17 protein-coding genes (1 of these 17 only partly in view) are annotated in these 16,668 nt (G+C 66.0%); 3 read left to right on the plus strand and 14 right to left on the minus strand.

The window, feature by feature from the left end; translation table 11 throughout:
- The 3 genes from uvrC to HUS23_00575 all read right to left on the minus strand — a co-directional run.
- A protein-coding gene (uvrC, locus tag HUS23_00565) for an excinuclease ABC subunit UvrC (GenBank protein QKT02430.1) crosses the window boundary here: on the minus strand, positions 1 to 980 show its 5' portion. 880 nt of this gene lie to the left of the window's left edge; only the first 980 of its 1,860 coding nucleotides appear in the window; its start codon is at positions 978 to 980; its stop codon lies off the left edge, out of view.
- 6 nt (positions 981 to 986) lie between these two features.
- The gene (locus HUS23_00570; GenBank protein ID QKT04910.1) at positions 987 to 1,637 is read right to left on the minus strand and encodes a uracil-DNA glycosylase; all 651 of its coding nucleotides are present in this window, start codon (positions 1,635 to 1,637) and stop codon (positions 987 to 989) included.
- Positions 1,638 to 1,700: 63 nt separating this feature from the next.
- Entirely contained in the window at positions 1,701 to 2,348 is a 648-nt protein-coding gene (locus tag HUS23_00575) for a response regulator (protein QKT02431.1), read from the minus strand.
- Positions 2,349 to 2,540: 192 nt separating this feature from the next.
- On the opposite strand from HUS23_00575, the gene HUS23_00580 reads away from it, so the two are divergent.
- Genes HUS23_00580 through lpxB form a run of 3 tightly spaced genes read left to right on the plus strand, consistent with a single transcriptional unit; the run spans position 2,541 to position 5,775 of the window.
- The gene (locus HUS23_00580; GenBank protein ID QKT02432.1) at positions 2,541 to 3,488 is read left to right on the plus strand and encodes a Gfo/Idh/MocA family oxidoreductase; all 948 of its coding nucleotides are present in this window, start codon (positions 2,541 to 2,543) and stop codon (positions 3,486 to 3,488) included.
- Between the two features lie 24 nt (positions 3,489 to 3,512).
- Positions 3,513 to 4,601 (plus strand): DegT/DnrJ/EryC1/StrS family aminotransferase, encoded by a 1,089-nt coding sequence (locus HUS23_00585; GenBank protein QKT02433.1) that lies wholly within the window; start codon positions 3,513 to 3,515, stop codon positions 4,599 to 4,601.
- Positions 4,602 to 4,650: 49 nt separating this feature from the next.
- Positions 4,651 to 5,775, plus strand: a complete 1,125-nt coding sequence (gene lpxB, locus HUS23_00590) for a lipid-A-disaccharide synthase (GenBank protein QKT04911.1) — start codon at positions 4,651 to 4,653, stop codon at positions 5,773 to 5,775.
- A 160-nt stretch (positions 5,776 to 5,935) separates the two neighbouring features.
- Here the strand turns inward: lpxB and lpxA are convergent, their stop codons facing one another.
- From lpxA to HUS23_00645, 11 genes are all read right to left on the minus strand, one after another.
- Positions 5,936 to 6,706 carry an acyl-ACP--UDP-N-acetylglucosamine O-acyltransferase gene (gene lpxA, locus HUS23_00595; GenBank protein ID QKT02434.1) on the minus strand — a complete coding sequence of 257 codons (771 nt, stop codon included), beginning with the start codon at positions 6,704 to 6,706 and terminating at the stop codon, positions 5,936 to 5,938.
- Positions 6,703 to 7,140 (minus strand): 3-hydroxyacyl-ACP dehydratase FabZ, encoded by a 438-nt coding sequence (gene fabZ / locus HUS23_00600; protein QKT04912.1) that lies wholly within the window; start codon positions 7,138 to 7,140, stop codon positions 6,703 to 6,705. Before fabZ ends, lpxA begins: the two co-directional genes overlap by 4 nt.
- A 25-nt stretch (positions 7,141 to 7,165) precedes the next feature.
- Entirely contained in the window at positions 7,166 to 8,218 is a 1,053-nt protein-coding gene (gene lpxD, locus HUS23_00605) for a UDP-3-O-(3-hydroxymyristoyl)glucosamine N-acyltransferase (protein ID QKT02435.1), read from the minus strand.
- A 1-nt stretch (position 8,219) separates the two neighbouring features.
- The gene (locus HUS23_00610; GenBank protein QKT02436.1) at positions 8,220 to 8,771 is read right to left on the minus strand and encodes an OmpH family outer membrane protein; all 552 of its coding nucleotides are present in this window, start codon (positions 8,769 to 8,771) and stop codon (positions 8,220 to 8,222) included.
- A 10-nt stretch (positions 8,772 to 8,781) separates the two neighbouring features.
- The gene (bamA, locus tag HUS23_00615) at positions 8,782 to 11,082 is read right to left on the minus strand and encodes an outer membrane protein assembly factor BamA (protein ID QKT04913.1); all 2,301 of its coding nucleotides are present in this window, start codon (positions 11,080 to 11,082) and stop codon (positions 8,782 to 8,784) included.
- Positions 11,083 to 11,092: 10 nt separating this feature from the next.
- Entirely contained in the window at positions 11,093 to 12,442 is a 1,350-nt protein-coding gene (rseP, locus tag HUS23_00620) for an RIP metalloprotease RseP (GenBank protein ID QKT02437.1), read from the minus strand.
- Complete coding sequence (locus HUS23_00625) at positions 12,442 to 13,629, minus strand: 1-deoxy-D-xylulose-5-phosphate reductoisomerase (GenBank protein QKT02438.1); 1,188 nt, start codon at positions 13,627 to 13,629, stop codon at positions 12,442 to 12,444. The genes rseP and HUS23_00625 overlap by 1 nt, the downstream gene beginning before the upstream one ends.
- A complete protein-coding gene (locus tag HUS23_00630; GenBank protein ID QKT02439.1) occupies positions 13,626 to 14,456 on the minus strand; it encodes a phosphatidate cytidylyltransferase in 831 nt (276 codons plus the stop codon). Before HUS23_00630 ends, HUS23_00625 begins: the two co-directional genes overlap by 4 nt.
- A complete protein-coding gene (gene uppS, locus HUS23_00635) occupies positions 14,449 to 15,147 on the minus strand; it encodes a di-trans,poly-cis-decaprenylcistransferase (protein QKT04914.1) in 699 nt (232 codons plus the stop codon). Before uppS ends, HUS23_00630 begins: the two co-directional genes overlap by 8 nt.
- A 222-nt stretch (positions 15,148 to 15,369) precedes the next feature.
- Positions 15,370 to 15,927: a ribosome recycling factor gene (gene frr / locus HUS23_00640; GenBank protein ID QKT02440.1), complete on the minus strand. Its 558-nt coding sequence runs from the start codon at positions 15,925 to 15,927 to the stop codon at positions 15,370 to 15,372.
- Positions 15,924 to 16,598, minus strand: coding sequence for a UMP kinase (locus HUS23_00645; protein QKT04915.1), 675 nt, complete (start codon positions 16,596 to 16,598; stop codon positions 15,924 to 15,926). The genes frr and HUS23_00645 overlap by 4 nt, the downstream gene beginning before the upstream one ends.
- Positions 16,599 to 16,668 lie beyond the last annotated feature (70 nt).

A 16,668-nucleotide genomic window follows, 5' to 3' on the forward strand; every position in this document is an offset into this window, starting at 1 on the left:
AGCAGGATCTCGGCGGGAATCGGCGAACCGGCGGCCTCCTCCAGACCAAGGTAGTACTGCGCGAGGAAAGCCTGTAGCACCTCCGCGGGCTCGGTGTGCTCAGCGTGACGCGGATAGAAGGTCTTGTTGCCGAGGTTGCGGCCGCCGCGGATAAAGAACACCTGGACGCAGGTGACGTCCGCTTGGCGTGCCACTGCCACCACGTCCACGTCGCCGCCCTTACCGCTCACGTACTGGCGTTCCTGCACCCGCCGAAGTGCCGCGATCTGGTCCCGTAGCTCCGCCGCCCGCTCAAAGCTGAGCGCCTCCGCGGCCGCCTCCATACGGGCCCCCAGCGCATCGATCACCTGCCCGCCCTTGCCTTCGAGAAACAGCACGGCGTGCTGCACCGCCTCGGCGTAATCGGCTTCGCTCACCAGGCCCACACAAGGGGCCGTACACCGCTTGATCTGATACTGCAGACAGGGTCGCGTGCGGTTCTCGTAGTACGAGTCTTCGCATTGCCGCACGGGAAACAGTTTTTGCAGCAGATGGAGGCTCTCACGCGCGGCCGCGGCGCTCGGGAACGGCCCGAAGTAGCGCCCACGCTTGGCGCGCGCCCCGCGGTGCAGCGAAAGGCGGGGGTAGCGGTGGTCGGATAGATAGATATAGGGGTAACTCTTGTCGTCGCGCAGCAGGATGTTATAGCGCGGCTTATGCGCCTTGATGAGGTTGTTCTCGAGGATGAGGGCCTCATTCTCGGTATGCGTCACCGTGATCTCGATGTCGCGGATCTGGCCGACCAGCGCCTGCGTCTTCGTATCATGCGCCCGCCGGAAGTAGCTGGCGACGCGCTTCTTGAGATTGCGCGCCTTGCCCACGTAGATGACCTCGCCCCCCGCACCGATCATCCGATACACGCCGGGGCGCGTCGTGAGGGTGCGCAGAAAGGCCTCGGGCTCGAAGCCCGGGCGGGACGCGGTGTCGTGAGCGTCGTGCACCGCGGCCTACTCCCGGGCCGACAACAGTTCGTTTACGCGCTCGAACACCTCGGCGAACATCTGCGGCGTCAAGCGCCGGGTCTGGGTGTTGTAGCGGCTGCAGTGGTAGGAGTCGATAAGGCGCCGCCCGCTCGGCAGGGTATGCAGCGCGCCGTGCGCGAAGGGGTAGGCGCTGAGGCGCACTCCGGCGGCCCGAAGTACGGCCCCGTGAGCGATGCTCCCCAACGCCATGACCACCGTTTCAGCGGGCAGCGACGCCAGCTCCTGCTTCAAATAGACGTTGCAGTTGCGCACCTCTTCGCCGACCGGTTTATTCTCCGGGGGCAGGCACTTGACCGCGTTGGTGATACGGCAGCCGTAAAGCACCAAGCCGTCGTCGCGCGCGGTCGCGTGCGGTTGGTTGCTGTAGCCGTAGCGATGCAGGGTCTCGTACAGAAGAATGCCCGCGTAATCGCCCGTGAACGGGCGCCCGGTCGCGTTGGCGCCATGCAAGCCGGGCGCCAGGCCGACGATCAACAGGCGCGGTAGCGCCGCGCCGAAGGCCGGCACCGGGGCCGCATGGTAAGCGGGATAGCGCGCGCGCACCTCCGCCAAGTGCGCGGCCAGCCGCGGGCAGCGGCGGCACTGGGCGTCGAAGACACTGTCGGGCGCGGGCATGGACACCAAAGACTCCACTCAAGAGCATCGGAACGTCCGTCAGTTTATCGCATCCGCCGCTCGCTAAGGGGCGTGGTTCTCCAGTAGGCCGTGGCGGAGGGCAAAATGCGTCAGTTCCACGTCGTTGCGCAGCCCGAGCTTGCGCAGCAATCGGTGTCGGTAGGTGCCGATGGTCTTGGGACTGAGGTGCAGGCGCTCCGCGATATCGCATACGCGGAAGCCTTGGGTGGCCATGAACATGATCTGCAGCTCGCGCTGCGACAGCTTCTCCAGCGGGCGCGCGAGATGGGAGTGTTCAGAGCCGGCGGACCAGGCGACCTGCACCGCGACCCGCTGAGACAGGAAGCGCTCCCCACGCCCCACCCGGTGCACGGCCTCCAACAGCTCGCGCCCCGGACAGTGCTTGGTGACATAACCCCACGCGCCCGCCTCGATCATCCGCTGTGGAAACGGCTGCTCACCGTGCATGCTCAGCCCGATGACGCGCAGCTCCTCGCGGCCGGCCAGACGCCGTGTCGCCTCCAGGCCGCCCATGCCCGGCATATGAATATCCATGAGGACGACGTCGGGGCGACGCGCACGCACCTGTCGCAGGGCTTCCTCGCCACTGTCGGCCTCCCCGCTGACCTTGATCCCCTCGGCCTCGCCCAGCAGACACACGACACCGGCTCGAAATAGATCGTGATCGTCAACGACCAGCACCTCGAGCATAATTCCCTCCCCTGCGTTCTTGTTGTCATTGTTCCGTCGAGTAGAACGCAGTTTTGGCGCCATTGCAATGGCGCTTGCTCGATCACCTTCCAGTTGCGTCCCGCCGTAGCGAATGCGACCATACGCGCCACATCTTCCCGGTAGCGCCGGCAACCGATCGGCCGCTGCAAGAAAACCTCAGGTCGATCAAGCATGAAATCCATAAGAACAGCCGTGATCGGGGTGGGTTACCTCGGCAAATTCCATGCCGACAAGTACGCCGACCTACCCGGATCCGAGTTGGTGGCCGTTGTCGATGTGGACCCGGATATCCGCTGCGCCGTCGCCGGCGCCCACCAAGTGGCGGCCGTCGCCGATTACCGCGAGTTGGCCGGCCAAGTCGACGCGGTGTCCGTCGCCGTGCCTACCCAGCTCCATCGCGAAGTCGCCGGGTTCTTTCTGGAACAGGGCGTACATGTCCTGGTGGAGAAGCCTATTAGCACCACCACCGCGGAAGCCGAACAGCTGATCGCGCTCGCCGAGGCCAGCGGCGTCGTATTGCAGGTTGGACACCTTGAGCGCTTCAACGCGGCGATGCTCGCGCTCGACGATATCCTCGACGAGCCGCGCTTCATCGAGTCGCACCGCCTGGCGCCGTTCAAGCCGCGCGGCACCGATGTGAACGTGGTGCTGGACCTGATGATTCACGATATCGACATCATCTTGGACATCGTGCGCGCCCCGCTCGCGTCCATACACGCCGACGGCGCCTGTGTGCTGACCGACGGCATCGACATCGCCAACGCCCGTCTGCAGTTCGCCAACGGCTGCGTCGCCAATGTCACCGCCAGCCGGGTCAGCCTCAAGAGCGAACGCAAGATGCGCATCTTCCAGCGCGACGCATACATCGCGGTCGACTTTCAAAACCGCACCCTGGTTACGCACCGCAAGGGCGACACGGAAGCGTACCCAGGCATCCCCAACATCGAGCGCGCGGAACAGAGCTTCGGCCAGACCGATGCGCTGCGCAGTGAAATCGAGGCCTTTCTCCAAGCCGTCCGCGGCGAGCGTCCCCCGGTAGTGTCGGGCGACGACGGCCGTCGGGCGCTGGAATGCGCCATGGAAATTACCCGACTGGTCGGCCACCGCCCGACCGTCTGAGCGACTGCCCTACGGAGTCCACGCATGATCCCCATGGTTGACCTTAAGCAGCAGTACGCGGCGCTCAAAGACGAGATCGACCGCGGCATCCTGGAGGCACTGGGGAACACCCAGTTCGTCCTCGGCCCCAACGTCGCCGCTTTCGAGCAGGAGGCCGCGACCTACCTCGGGGCGCGCCACGCCGTGACCTGCGCCTCCGGCACCGACGCGCTCCACCTCGCCCTTATCGCGGCGGGCATCGGTCCCGGCGACGAGGTCATCACGACGCCGTTCACCTTCATCGCCACCGCCGAGGCGATCCGCTACGTAGGCGCGGTACCGGTGTTCGTGGACATCGACCCGCGCACCTTCAATATCGACCCGCGGGCGGTCGAGAGCGCCATTACTCCCGCCACCCGCGCGTTACTGCCGGTGCACCTGTTCGGCCAGCCGGCCGATATGGACGCCTTGGTAGCGGTCGCGCAGCGTCACGGACTGCAGATCATCGAGGACTGCGCTCAGTCCTTTGGCGCCCCCATCGGTGAGCGCATGACGGGCACCTTCGGCGTTGCAGGGTGCTTCAGCTTCTTTCCCAGCAAGAATCTCGGCTGCTACGGCGACGGCGGGCTGATCACGACCAACGACGACGAGGTAGCTGAACGCCTGCGCATGCTGCGCAACCACGGCAGCCGCGAGCGCTACCACCACGCCATCATCGGCTACAACAGCCGCCTTGATGAGTTGCAGGCGGTCATCCTGCGCATCAAGCTCAAGCACATCGAGCGCTACAACACCGAGCGCCGCCGCGTGGCGCACCTCTACAGCGACATGCTGCGCGACAGCCCCTATATGCCGCCCCATGAGGACGGTATCGGTACGCACGTCTATCACCAGTACACCCTGCTGGCCGACAACCGCGCTGAACTCACCGAGCGCCTGCAGGCGGCGGGCATCGCGAGCGCGATCTACTATCCCATCCCCCTGCACCGCCAGGAGGTGTTCGCGGCCGAGTATGCCTCGCTCAGCTGCCCCGTCAGCGAGCGGGTGGCCGCCCAATGCCTATCGCTGCCGATCTTCCCGGAACTCGATGATGACCAGGCGCGGCAGGTGATCGAAGCGCTGCTCGGCGGGTAGCGTCTTGAACGACGCCCCGCCCGCGCCGGCCGCCGCCGGCCCGCGCATCATGATCGTCGCCGGAGAGGCCTCCGGCGACGCCCATGCCGCGCACGTGGTCCGCGCCCTTCGCGCCCGCACCCCGGACGCCCGTTTCTTCGGCATCGCGGGCACGCATATGCAGCGTGAGGGCGTCGAGGCCTTGGTGGACGCGCGGCAGATGGCGGTGGTGGGACTGGTCGAGGTGCTGGCCCACTTTCGCTTCCTCTACGGCGTGCTCCAGCGCCTGCGCCGCGTGTTGCGCGACGAGCGACCCGATCTTCTCATCCTGGTCGACTATCCCGATTTCAACCTGCGCCTGGCCCGAACCGCCCGCGAGCTCGGGGTGCCGGTGCTGTACTACATCAGCCCGCAGGTGTGGGCCTGGCGCAAGGGGCGGGTAAAAACCATCGCCGAGCGGGTCGACCGCATGGCGGTTGTGTTCCCGTTCGAAGTGCCGCTCTACCAGGACGCGGGGCTGCACGTGGAGTTCGTCGGCCACCCCCTGGCAGAAGAATGCGAACCCATGGACCGCGTACAGGCGCGCGCGCGCCTCGGGCTGCCCGCCGGCACGCGCGTGGTGGGCCTGTTTCCCGGCAGCCGACGCAGCGAGGTCAAGCGCCTGCTTCCGACGATGGTCGCCGCTGCGGAGACCTTGCACCAACGCTTTCCCGACGTCCGTTTTCTGCTGCCCCTCGCCTCCAGCCTTGATCACGCCGACCTCGCGCCCCACCTCGCCGGTACGCAGGTCGAGATTGAGGTCGTCGAAGATCGCGCCCAGGAGGTCATGCACGCCAGTGACGCCATCGTCAGCGCCTCGGGCACGGCAACGCTCGAGATCGCCCTGGCCGGCACACCGCTGTTGATCGTCTACCGTGTAGCACCGCTCAGCTACACGCTGCTGCGGCGCATCATCAAGCTGCCGCATATCGGCCTGTGCAACATCGTCGCCGAGCGCGAAGTCGCGCCGGAGTTGCTCCAGGATGCGGCCGAACCCGGCCGTATCGCGGACGTGCTGGGAAGGATGCTCGAAGATGAGGTCTATGCGGCCGAGCTGCGCGCGGGACTTGCGGGAGTGAGGGCACGGCTAGGCGGCGCCGGCTGCGCGGAAAATGTTGCAAGAATGGCCGTGGAGATGCTCGGCGAACGGCGGTGACGGGAGCACTGCTCCCGCGCGCCGCCGACGACCTGAATCAATCCCACCCTGCATCGCACTGACCGCGCGCAGCGCGGCTTTGCGTCAGGTTCGACGGCTTGGGGCCCTCAACCTACTGAACACTCTCCGGGCCCGGCGCTCGGCGCCTTCCGAGCGCCGCTTAACGGACGATGCTGCGCTTGGAATCCCGCACAAACGCATGCAACAGGGCCACCTCGGGGTGTGCCTGCGCCAAGTCCGCCATCTGCGCCAGCGCCTGCTCGCGGCCCAAGCCGCTCCGGTACAACACGCGGTACGCCTGTCGCAGGGCGCGCTGGACCTCCACGCTGAACCCGCGGCGCTTGAGCCCCTCGCTATTCAAACCATGCGGCTCGGCCGGGTTGCCAGCCACCATGGTGTACGGCGGAACGTCCTTGGAGATCGCGCTGCCCATGGCGCTGAAGCTGTGGGCACCGATGGCGCAGAACTGATGCACCAGCGTAAACCCGCCGAGTATGGCGTAGTCGCCCAAGGTGACATGTCCCGCGAGCGATGCGTTGTTCGCCATAATGACGCTGTTGCCGATCTTGCAGTCGTGCGCAACGTGGACATAAGCCATCAGCAAATTATCGTCACCGACACACGTGAGGCCGCCGCCCGCTCCGGTCCCGCGATGCAGCGTGGCACCCTCGCGGATGACATTGCGGTCGCCGATTTCCAACCGACTGTCCTCGCCGGCGAACTTCTTATCCTGCGGCACCTCGCCGACGGAACAAAACTGAAAGATGCGATTCTCGCGCCCGATGCGACAGGGGCCGGAAATGACCACGTGCGGCCCGATCCACGTACCTTCCCCGATCTCCACATCGGGGCCGATGACGCTGAAGGGTCCGACGGTGACATTCGCTCCCAGTGTTGCCGCGGAATCAACCAGCGCTGACGGATGAATCATTCGGCGGGACGCTCCGCGCACATAAGCTGCGCCGAGGCCGCCAGCTTGCCGTCGACCGTAGCCTCGGCACTGAACTTCCAGATGCTACGCATCCGCTTCACGACCTCGACCCGGATGAGTAGCTGATCGCCCGGTTCGACGGGGTGCTTGAAGCGCGCGTCGTCCACGCCCGCAAGGAAGTACAGCGAGCCTTCTGCCGGTAGCGTGTCGGTGCTCTTGAAGGCGAGTATCCCGGTCGCCTGTGCCATCGCCTCGAGGATCAGCACGCCGGGCATCACGGGGCGCTGCGGAAAGTGTCCGGTGAAAAACGGCTCGTTGAAGGACACGTTCTTGATCGCCACCAGCGATTTGCCGAGCTCGTACTCACGCACGCGATCGATCAGCAGAAACGGATAACGGTGCGGAAGGTACTTGAGCACCTCGTTGATGTCCATCTGTTCCAATCGGGTAACCCCTTGCTTATCCGTTGTCGGCGGGATCGTCCGCCGGCTTATTCTGAAGGGCCGCCTCCAGCGCCTTGACGCGCCGTAGCAGCGAGGGAAGCTGGCGTATGTGGGCGACGGTGCGGTGCCATTGCGCATTGGGCTCAGCCGGCAGCCCGGAGGAGTAGACGCCCGCTTCGCGCGGCGATTTGGTCACCATGGCCATGCCGGTCAATGTGACGCCATCGGGTATGCTCAGGTGTCCGCCGATCCCGGCCCCCCCTCCGACGGCACAGTGACGCCCAATCAGGGTACTGCCCGCGATACCGGCACAACCCGCGATGACGGTATGCGCGCCGATGCGGCAGTTATGCGCGACCTGGACCAGATTGTCGATCTTGACGCCGTCCTCGATGACGGTGTCGTCGATCGCTCCGCGGTCCACCGTAGTATTCGCGCCTATTTCCACGTCGTTTCCGATGCGCACCGTGCCGAGCTGCGGCACCTTGATCCAAACACCGTTGTCATTCGCCAGGCCGAAGCCGTCGGCCCCGATCACGACACCCGGGTGCAGCAAGACGCGGGCCCCGAGCGCGCAACCCTCACTTACCGTTACCTGAGCTACCAGATGACTGTGGTCTCCGATGTGCGCGCGCCGCCCGATCACGCAGCTCGGCCCCAGTCGCACCCCCGCCTCGACCACCGCTTCGCTCTCGACTGTGCAATGAGCCGCGATGCTCGCGCTGGGATCGATACGGGCGTCGGGCGCGATCACCGCCGTCGGGTGGATTCCCGGCGACCAGTGCGCGACCTCGGCGAAAAGGCTTGCGATGCGCGCATAGGTGGCGTGCGGATTGTCGGACAGAAGCGCATTGGTGGGACAGCTCGCGGCATCGAGCGGGGTTAGCACCACGGCACCGGCGCGCGTTGCGGGGAGTTGTGCCGCGTAACGCCGGTTGGTCAGGAAGGTGATTTGGCTCGGGCCCGCGCCGCTCAGCGTCCCCACGCCGGTGATCGCGACATCCGCCGCGCCACGCAACTCTACGCCGGCGTGTTGCGCAAGTTCGGCGAGTGTATAGGTCGCCTTCATGCTACTGACGCCGCGGCGCAGTGGTACCCCCGCCACCATTGCGGAATTCGTCGCGTAAACGCTGGATCACCTGATCAGTGAGGTCCACTTGCTCGCTCGCGTACAGCACGGTGTCGCCGAGCAAGACGTCAAAGTTACCGTCCTTCGCCAGCGCAACGATAACCTCGTAAACACGTCGATGCAGGCGCCCGAGCTCTTCGTTACGGCGCATGTTGAGGTCCTCGCGGTACTCCTCCTGCCCGCGATTCACGTCGCGCCGGAGACCCATGATGTCGCGCTCGAGGTTGCGCCGCTCGGCCTCACTCATCACCGCGCCGTCTCTTGCCAAGCGGTCCTCGAGATTCTTGAGTTGGCGCTGCGCGTTGACCAATTCACGTTCCCGCGGGGCAAACTCGGCCTCGAGCTTCTTGCTGGCCGCCTCGGCCTGCGGGGCCTCCTCCAGCACCCGTGCGGTGTTGACCACGCCGATCTTGAGCGCATCGGCCCAAGCGGTGGGCATGGCGGACAGAAGGACACCTACAAGGACGCCTATGGCTATTGTTCGATGGATCATGAATTCGCCCCTAGAAGCCTGTCCCCAAGGTGAACTGGAAGGTTTCCGTTCTATCGTCCGGCTCAGCGTTCAAGGCCCGCGCCAAGCTGAACCGCAACACGCCCACCGGGCTCAGCCACGTGAGCGAGACACCGGCGGCATAGCGCAGATCGCCCAGGTCGATGCGTTCCCGTTCCCACTGATTCTCAGCGACCTCACGGCGCCCGTACACGTTACCGGCGTCAAGGAACAGGCCCATGCGTACGGTTCGGCCATTCTCCCCAAACGGCGGCGGGAAAATCAACTCCGCATTGCCGACTATGCGCGCGTGGCCACCGATTGGGTTGTTCCACTCGTCTCGCGGTCCAAGGCTGTTACCGCGGTAGCCGCGCACGGAATGGCTGCCCCCGGCGTAGAAATGCTCGTATGGCGGTAGCGTGCTGTCGCCGCCATAACCCGAGCCGTATCCCAAGTCGGCGTTGAGCGCCAGGGCGATCTGGTCGCGCAGCGGGAAATAGCGTTGGTGGCGCAGTCGCGCCTTGTAGTACTGAAGATCGGAACCGGGGGCGGCCGTCTCCAGGCTCACGCTGCTGAGGGCGCCGCGGGTGGGAAAGATGGCCCGGTTGCGCGTGTCGTGCGTGAGCCCGGAGGTCAGCTTGTAGGCACCGAACTGGTCGCCGTTCTCCGCGATGAAATCGTGGATGAATTCGGGCGTGCGCTGCAGCGTACGGATGGTCGTATTCTCGTAGTCCGCGCCCAGGCGCAACGTGGTGAACTCGGTCAGCGGGATGCCGTAGTTCACGCCGCCGCCGTAGGCGTCGGTGCTGTAGGCGGACACCAACGCCGCCTCCGCATCGGTCTCGCGGTAGAACACCCGAAAACCGCGGCTCACGCCGTCCATGGTGTGGTATGGATTGGTGTAGCTCACGTCATAGACGTTGGAGACTTCACTACGCTCGAGGTTCAGCGCCACCCGCTTGCCGGTGCCCATGAAGTTTTCCTGCGCGACGCCGAGGTTGAAGATCACCCCCTGCGTTTCCGCATAGCCCACACCGGCCATGATGCTGCCCGTCGGACGCTCGGTCACGTCGATGTTCACGTCGACCAGATCCGGCGCCCCGGCCACCGGCGGCGTCTCGATGTGCACTTCCTCGAAGAAGCCCAGGCGATCCAGTCGCTCACGCGAACGTTGCACACGCGCAGTGGACAACCAACTGCCCTCCAGCTGGCGCAGCTCGCGGCGCAAGACCTCGTCGCGCGTACGCGCGTTGCCGGAAATGTTGATCCGCCGCACATAAACGCGGCGCCCGGGATCCACGTAGAACGTCAAAGCGACTTCCTTGGTCTCCTCGTCGATCTCCGGCACGGGGTTGATGTTGGCGAAGGCGTAGCCTTCATCGCCCAAACGATCGCTGATGCGGTTGCTGGACTCCACGACCTCTCGACGCGAAAAGGTTGCGCCGGACTGGACCAGCAGGAGTTCGCGTAACTCCTCCTCCGATACGATCAGGTCTCCCGCCAGGCGTACCTCGCTGACGTTGTAACGATCGCCTTCCGTCACGTTGACGGTGACGTAGATCTCTTGCTTGTCGGGCGTGATCGAGACCTGGGTGGAATCGATGCTGAAGTTGATGAACCCCTGATCCATATAATAGGAGCGCAGGTTCTCCAGGTCGCCGGCCAGCTGTTGGCGTGAGTACTGGTCTCGCCGCGACCACAAGGCCCAAGAGGCGCGCGGACGCTGATCGAAACGCCGCAGCAACTCGGCATCCGAGAAGGTCGTGTTGCCGACCACATTCACTTGCCGGATGCGGGCCGGCCGACCCTCGATGATGTCGATCGCCACGGCGACGCGGTTGCGCTCGAGCGGCGTGACCTCGGTCTTGACGACGGCCCCGTAACGCCCCAACGCGAAGTACTGGCGCTGGAGTTCGAGTTCGACCCGCTCCAGCATCGAGCGGTTGAACACCCGCCCCTCTGCGAGCCCGAGCTGTCGAAGTGCCTCATCGAGCTGCTCACCACGGATCGCGCGATTGCCGGTGACCTCGATCTCGGCAATCGCGGGCCGCTCCTCCACTACGACCACAAGGGCTCCGTCGTCGCGCTGCAGCCGGACGTCGTTGAAGAAATCGGTGCGATACAGCGCGCGGATCGCCTCGGCCGCCAGACGCTCGTCCAGAGTGTCGCCGACGTTGACGGGCAGATAGGTGAACAGCGTCCCGGGCGAAATGCGCTCCAAACCCTCTACGCGGATGTCGCGCACTTCAAACGGCGTCATGGCAAGCGCGGGCGCCAGCCATAGCAGCAACGGCAGGAACAGGAGACGACGCATCATCGGGCGGTCAACGCAATAGGCGTGCTAGGTCGTTGTAGAAGGCGAGCGTCATCAACGCCAACAGCATGACGATTCCGATTCGCTGACCGATCAGTTGCGTCTGTTCCGACACCGGACTCCCTTTAACGATCTCGACGAGGTAATACAGCAAATGCCCGCCATCCAGCAGCGGAATGGGCAGCAGGTTCAAAATCCCCAGGCTGATGCTGACGATGGCCAAAAAAGCCAGGAACTGCGCCAGACCTATGCTGGCCGTATGGCCCGCGTACTGCGCAATGGTGATCGGGCCGCTCAGATTCTCCACCGAGGCTTGACCCACGATCATCCGGCCGAGCAGGCGCAGCGTCAGGGTGGTCATCTCCCAGGTACGCTCTGCGCCGGACCATGCCGCTTGCAGCGGACCGTAGCGCTCCACCCCCATCCAGCTCGGATCGAGCTCGGGCATGCGTACCGCCACACCGATCCTTCCCAACCCATCCGCGTCGGCCACGGGGCGCACGCGCACCTGCACGGGCTGGCCGCTACGCTCCAGTTCCAGCGTCAGCCACTGACCCGGCCGCTCCGCAATATACGCTGCGAGCCCCTGCCAGTCATCCACCGGCTGCCCGTCGATGCGCAGCACCCGGTCGCCGGCGACGATCCCGGCCTCGGCCGCCGCGCCCCCGCGCAGCACCTCACCGATGACGGGCGGCACCCGCGGCTGGAAGGGGGTCAATCCCAGCGCGCGAATGGCCTCCCGCGGATCGAGATCCGCGCCCATGCGCGGCAGTTCGAGCACCCGCACGGCGCGCTCGCCGGCGGCGTCCTCGACCTCGATCCGCACCGGCCCGCCATCCAGCAAATGCGGCAACAAGGCCTCCATGGCCGCGTTCCAAGTCGGCGTCGCGCGCCCCTGTACGGCCACCACGCGCTGTCCCTGCTCAAGACCCGCCTGAGCCGCCGGGGTTTGCGCGGGCACCTCCCCAAGGATCGCCTGCAGACCGCTCACGCCGATGACGAACATCAGCCAGTACGCGGCGATGGCAAACAGGAAGTTCGCCGCCGGCCCCGCGGCGACGATCGCGATGCGTTTGCCCACGCTCTGGCGGTTGAACGCCCGCGACAGGTCCTGCTCGGCCACCGGCGCCTCGCGCTCGTCGAGCATCTTGACGTAGCCGCCGAGCGGCAGTGCGGCGATCACGAACTCGGTACGATCCGCGCCGAAGCGACGGCTGTACAGGGGACGCCCGAAGCCGATCGAAAACCGCAACACCTTCACGCCCGCCCGGCGCGCCATCCAGAAATGGCCGAACTCGTGAAACGCGATCAACACGCCCAAGGCTACCGCAAAGGCGGCCAGGGTATAGAGCAAGTCCATCACGCCGCGCCCCCATGCGCCGCCAGCGCCTCACGCGCCACCGCCCGCGCGTGCCCGTCCGCCGCCATAATGTCGTCCAGTTCGTGCACGGGCACCGCCGACACCCGCGCCAGCGCGTGCTCGATCACACCCGCAATCCCGGTGAAGGGTAAGCCCCCGTCCAGAAACGCGGCCACGGCCACCTCATTGGCGGCGTTCAACACCGCCGGCGCCGTCCCGCCCGCGCGCCAAGCGGCGTAGGCGAGGCCCAGACACGGAAAGCGCACCGGATCCGGTGCTTGAAAATCCAGCCGGGCGACGGCGCACAGGTCGAGTGGCTGAACGCCCGACGCCAGCCGCTGCGGCCAAGCGAGCGCGTGCGCGATCGGGGTGCGCATGTCCGGGTTGCCGAGTTGGGCCAGCACCGAACCGTCCACGTACTGCACCAGGGAGTGGATCACGCTCTGCGGATGCAGCACCACCTCCACCCGCTCGACGTCGGTACCGAACAGCCAACAGGCCTCGATCACCTCCAGCCCCTTGTTCATCATGGTGGCCGAGTCCACCGAAATCTTTCGGCCCATCACCCAATTGGGATGCGCGCACGCTTGCTCCGGCGTAACCTGCGCCAAGTCCTCGGGCGCGGTGTCTCGAAACGGACCGCCGGACGCGGTCAACAGGATGCGCTCCACACCCACCGCCTGCAGACCCTGCTCGAATGCCGGCGGCATGCACTGGAACACGGCGTTGTGCTCGCTGTCGATGGGCAGCAGTTCGGCGCCGTGGCGGCGCACCTCCTGCATGAACAGCGGCCCCGCCATGACCAGCGCCTCCTTGTTCGCGAGCAGCACGCGTTTGCCCGCACGCGCGGCGGCGAGCGTCGGGGCCAGACCGGCGGCGCCGACGATGGCTGCCATCACGTAATCGGTCTGCGGCAGCGCCGCCACTTGCGCCAGCGCGTCCTCCCCGACCAGCACCTCGGTGTCCAGGCCCTCGTCCCGCAGCCGGCGCGCCAGCGTGTCGGCGCCCCGCGGATCACCGAGCACCGCGTACTCGGGACGGTGCACACGGCACTGGGCGAGCAAGCGCTCCACCTGGGAGTGGGCCGTCAGGGCGACCACGCGAAAACGCTCGGGGTGACGCTGGATGACATCGAGCGTGCTAACCCCGATCGAGCCGGTCGCGCCCAGCACCGTCACACCGATCACAGGTATTCCATCCACATGTAACCCAGGAAGAATAAGGGGGCCGCGGCGAGCAGGCTGTCGACTCGGTCGAGGATGCCACCGTGGCCCGGCAAGATGTGCCCGCTGTCCTTGATGCCGGATGCGCGCTTGAGCATGCTCACCAGTAGATCACCCGTCACGGAGAACAGCACCGTCACGAGACTCAGCCCCACAAAGTACGGCATGATACCACCGGGCAGGCCCGCCCACAGGAACCCCGCCACGGCGACCGCGGCGGCCGCGATCAACCCGCCGAGCACCCCCTCGCGCGTCTTGCCGGGACTCACGCGCGGCGCCAGCTTACGCCGCCCGAAACGCCGCCCCGCGAAGAAGGCCCCGCTGTCGGCGGCCCACACCAAAGCAAGCACAAACAATACCCAGTAGGGCCCATCTGGCCGGCCGCCGTGGAGCGCGACCAGCACCAGCCAGGCCGGCACCAGGGCGAGCAGCCCCATGGCGGCCTTGATCCAAGGGCGGTCCCAGCGCTGGGTCCCGTTCGGGTAGCGCGCAATCAGCGCCAGCGCGATACACCAAAGCGCCGCGATCACACCGCTCAGCACCCAGAGAGCGACGCTTGGATGCGCCCACCCCAGCCCCCAGGCGAGCAATACGACGACCACGGCGGTGTACGCGCCCCGATGCAGCGGAGCGCGCCAACCGCACAGCCGGGCCCATTCCCACGCCGCCATGGCGATCAGCAGGGCAGCGCCGGTGGCAAACCAACGGGTCGGCAAGGCGATGATGGCCCACACCGCGAGCGGCAACAGCACCGCCGCTGTGAGCAAACGTTGGTGCAGGGAACTAAGCATGCTGGAGGGCTTCGACCTGCTCGCCGGTGCACCCGAAGCGGCGCTGACGCTTGGCATACGAGGCGAACGCATCGTCCAGGGCGCCGCGGCCGAAGTCGGGCCAGAGGGTGTCGGTGAAGTACAACTCGCTGTAGACGAGCTGCCAAATGAGGAAGTTGCTGATGCGCTGCTCGCCCCCGCTGCGGATGAACAAATCCACCGGCGGCAGGTCGCTCAGTGCCAGCTCACCCTCCAGCGCTTCGGGAGTGATCGCCGCGGGATCGAGTTCGCCCGCCTTGACGCGTTCGGCCAGCGCCTGCGCGGCCCGCGCGATATCCCAACGGCCGCCGTAGTTGATCGCAATCACCAGGGTGAGCCCGGTATTGTGCCGGGTGAGGTCTTCCGCGCGCGCGATGCCCTCCTGGATCTCCGCCGCAAAGGCGGTGCGGTCGCCGATGACACGCATACGCACATTGTTCTCGTGGAGCTTGCCCACTTCGCGGTTGAGCGCACTCAGCAGCAGGTCCATGAGCAGCCCAACCTCTTTGGCCGGCCGACGCCAGTTCTCGCTGCTGAAGGCAAACAGGGTGAGGACCTCGACGCCCTTCTCGGCGCAGGCCGCGACCACGTCGCGCACCGCGCGCACGCCGGCCTGATGGCCGGCAAAGCGCGGCAACATCCGCCGCTTCGCCCAGCGGCCGTTGCCGTCCATGATGATCGCCACGTGGCGAGGAAGCTTGTTGTCCACGGCGCCCCCCGGATGATGTGCTGGCGACCATAGGGCCGCTTCGTGATGGATGCAACGAGTGGCATCGTAGCGCGAACCCGGTGGGGTCGGCGGCTCCGATCAACGGAGCGCTGCCCCGCGCGCCCCGACGCGCCATAGTGTGTCTCGCCGGGAGACGCGCCCTTCGGTAACCCAACGCAGCGCGCGTTAGATCTCCATCAGGTCTTTTTCCTTGAGCTCGATGAGCTTGTCGATCTCCGCCACGTACTTATCAGTCAGCTTCTGGACCTCGTCCTGCGCGCGGCGCTCATCGTCCTCGCTGATCTCCTTTTCCTTGAGCAGCGCCTTGAGGTCGTTGAGGGCGTCCCGGCGCACGTTGCGCACCGCGACGCGAGCCCCCTCGCCTTCTTGCCGCACCACACGGGTCATGTCGCGCCGACGCTCCTCCGTCAACGGCGGCAACGGTACCCGGATGACGGTACCGGAGGTGGCCGGATTCAGGCCCAGGTCCGACGTCATGATGGCCTTCTCGACCGCCGAGACCATCTGCTTTTCCCACGGCTGTACCGTGAGCGTACGGGCGTCGCTCGCGCTGACGGTGGCGACTTGGCTGAGCGGCACCTCGGAGCCGTAGTACGGCACCACGATGTGGTCGAGCAGGCTGGTATGGGCGCGGCCGGTGCGCAGCTTGGTCAACTCGCCCTGCAAGGCCTCGACGCTCTTGGCCATACGGCGCTCGGCGTCTCGCTTGATGTCCTCGATCATTCTTCGCCTCCCGGGACCACCATCGTCCCTTCGTCCTCGCCCCGAACGACCCGCAGCAGCGCGCCGGGCTTGTTCATGTTGTACACCCGCAGGGGCATGCGTTCATCGCGGCAGAGCACGATGGCGGTCGCGTCCATTACGTTGAGCTTACGTTCCAACACCTGGTCGTAGGTCAGGCGGCGATAGCGCTCGGCGTTGGGATTGCGCACGGGGTCGTCGGAATACACCCCGTCGACCTTGGTCGCCTTGATCACCACGTCGGCGCCGATCTCCATGCCGCGCAGGCTGGCCGCCGAGTCCGTGGTAAAAAACGGGTTACCAGTGCCGGCGGCGAAGATCACCACCCGCTTCTTTTCCAGGTGACGCACGGCGCGGCGACGGATGTAATCCTCGCATACCTTATTGATAGGCAGCGCGGACATAACCCGCACGTACATGCCTTCACGCTCCAGGGCGTCCTGCAACGACAGTGCGTTGATCACCGTGGCGAGCATGCCCATATGATCGGCCGTCGAGCGGTCCATGCCTTCCGAGGCCAGGCTCACCCCGCGGAAGATGTTGCCGCCGCCGATAACCAAGGCGACCTCGACCCCGAGGTCGACCACCTCGCGGATCTCGCGCGCGACCCGCTTGATGACCTCGGGATCGATACCGAAGCTCTTGTCGCCCATCAGCGCCTCACCGCTGAGCTTCAGCAGGATACGGCGGTAGGCCACCGGGCTCGGTTGCGCCTGTTCCTCT

It is taken from the genome of Ectothiorhodospiraceae bacterium 2226 (assembly GCA_013348725.1).
In the GTDB taxonomy this organism is placed as follows: Bacteria; Pseudomonadota; Gammaproteobacteria.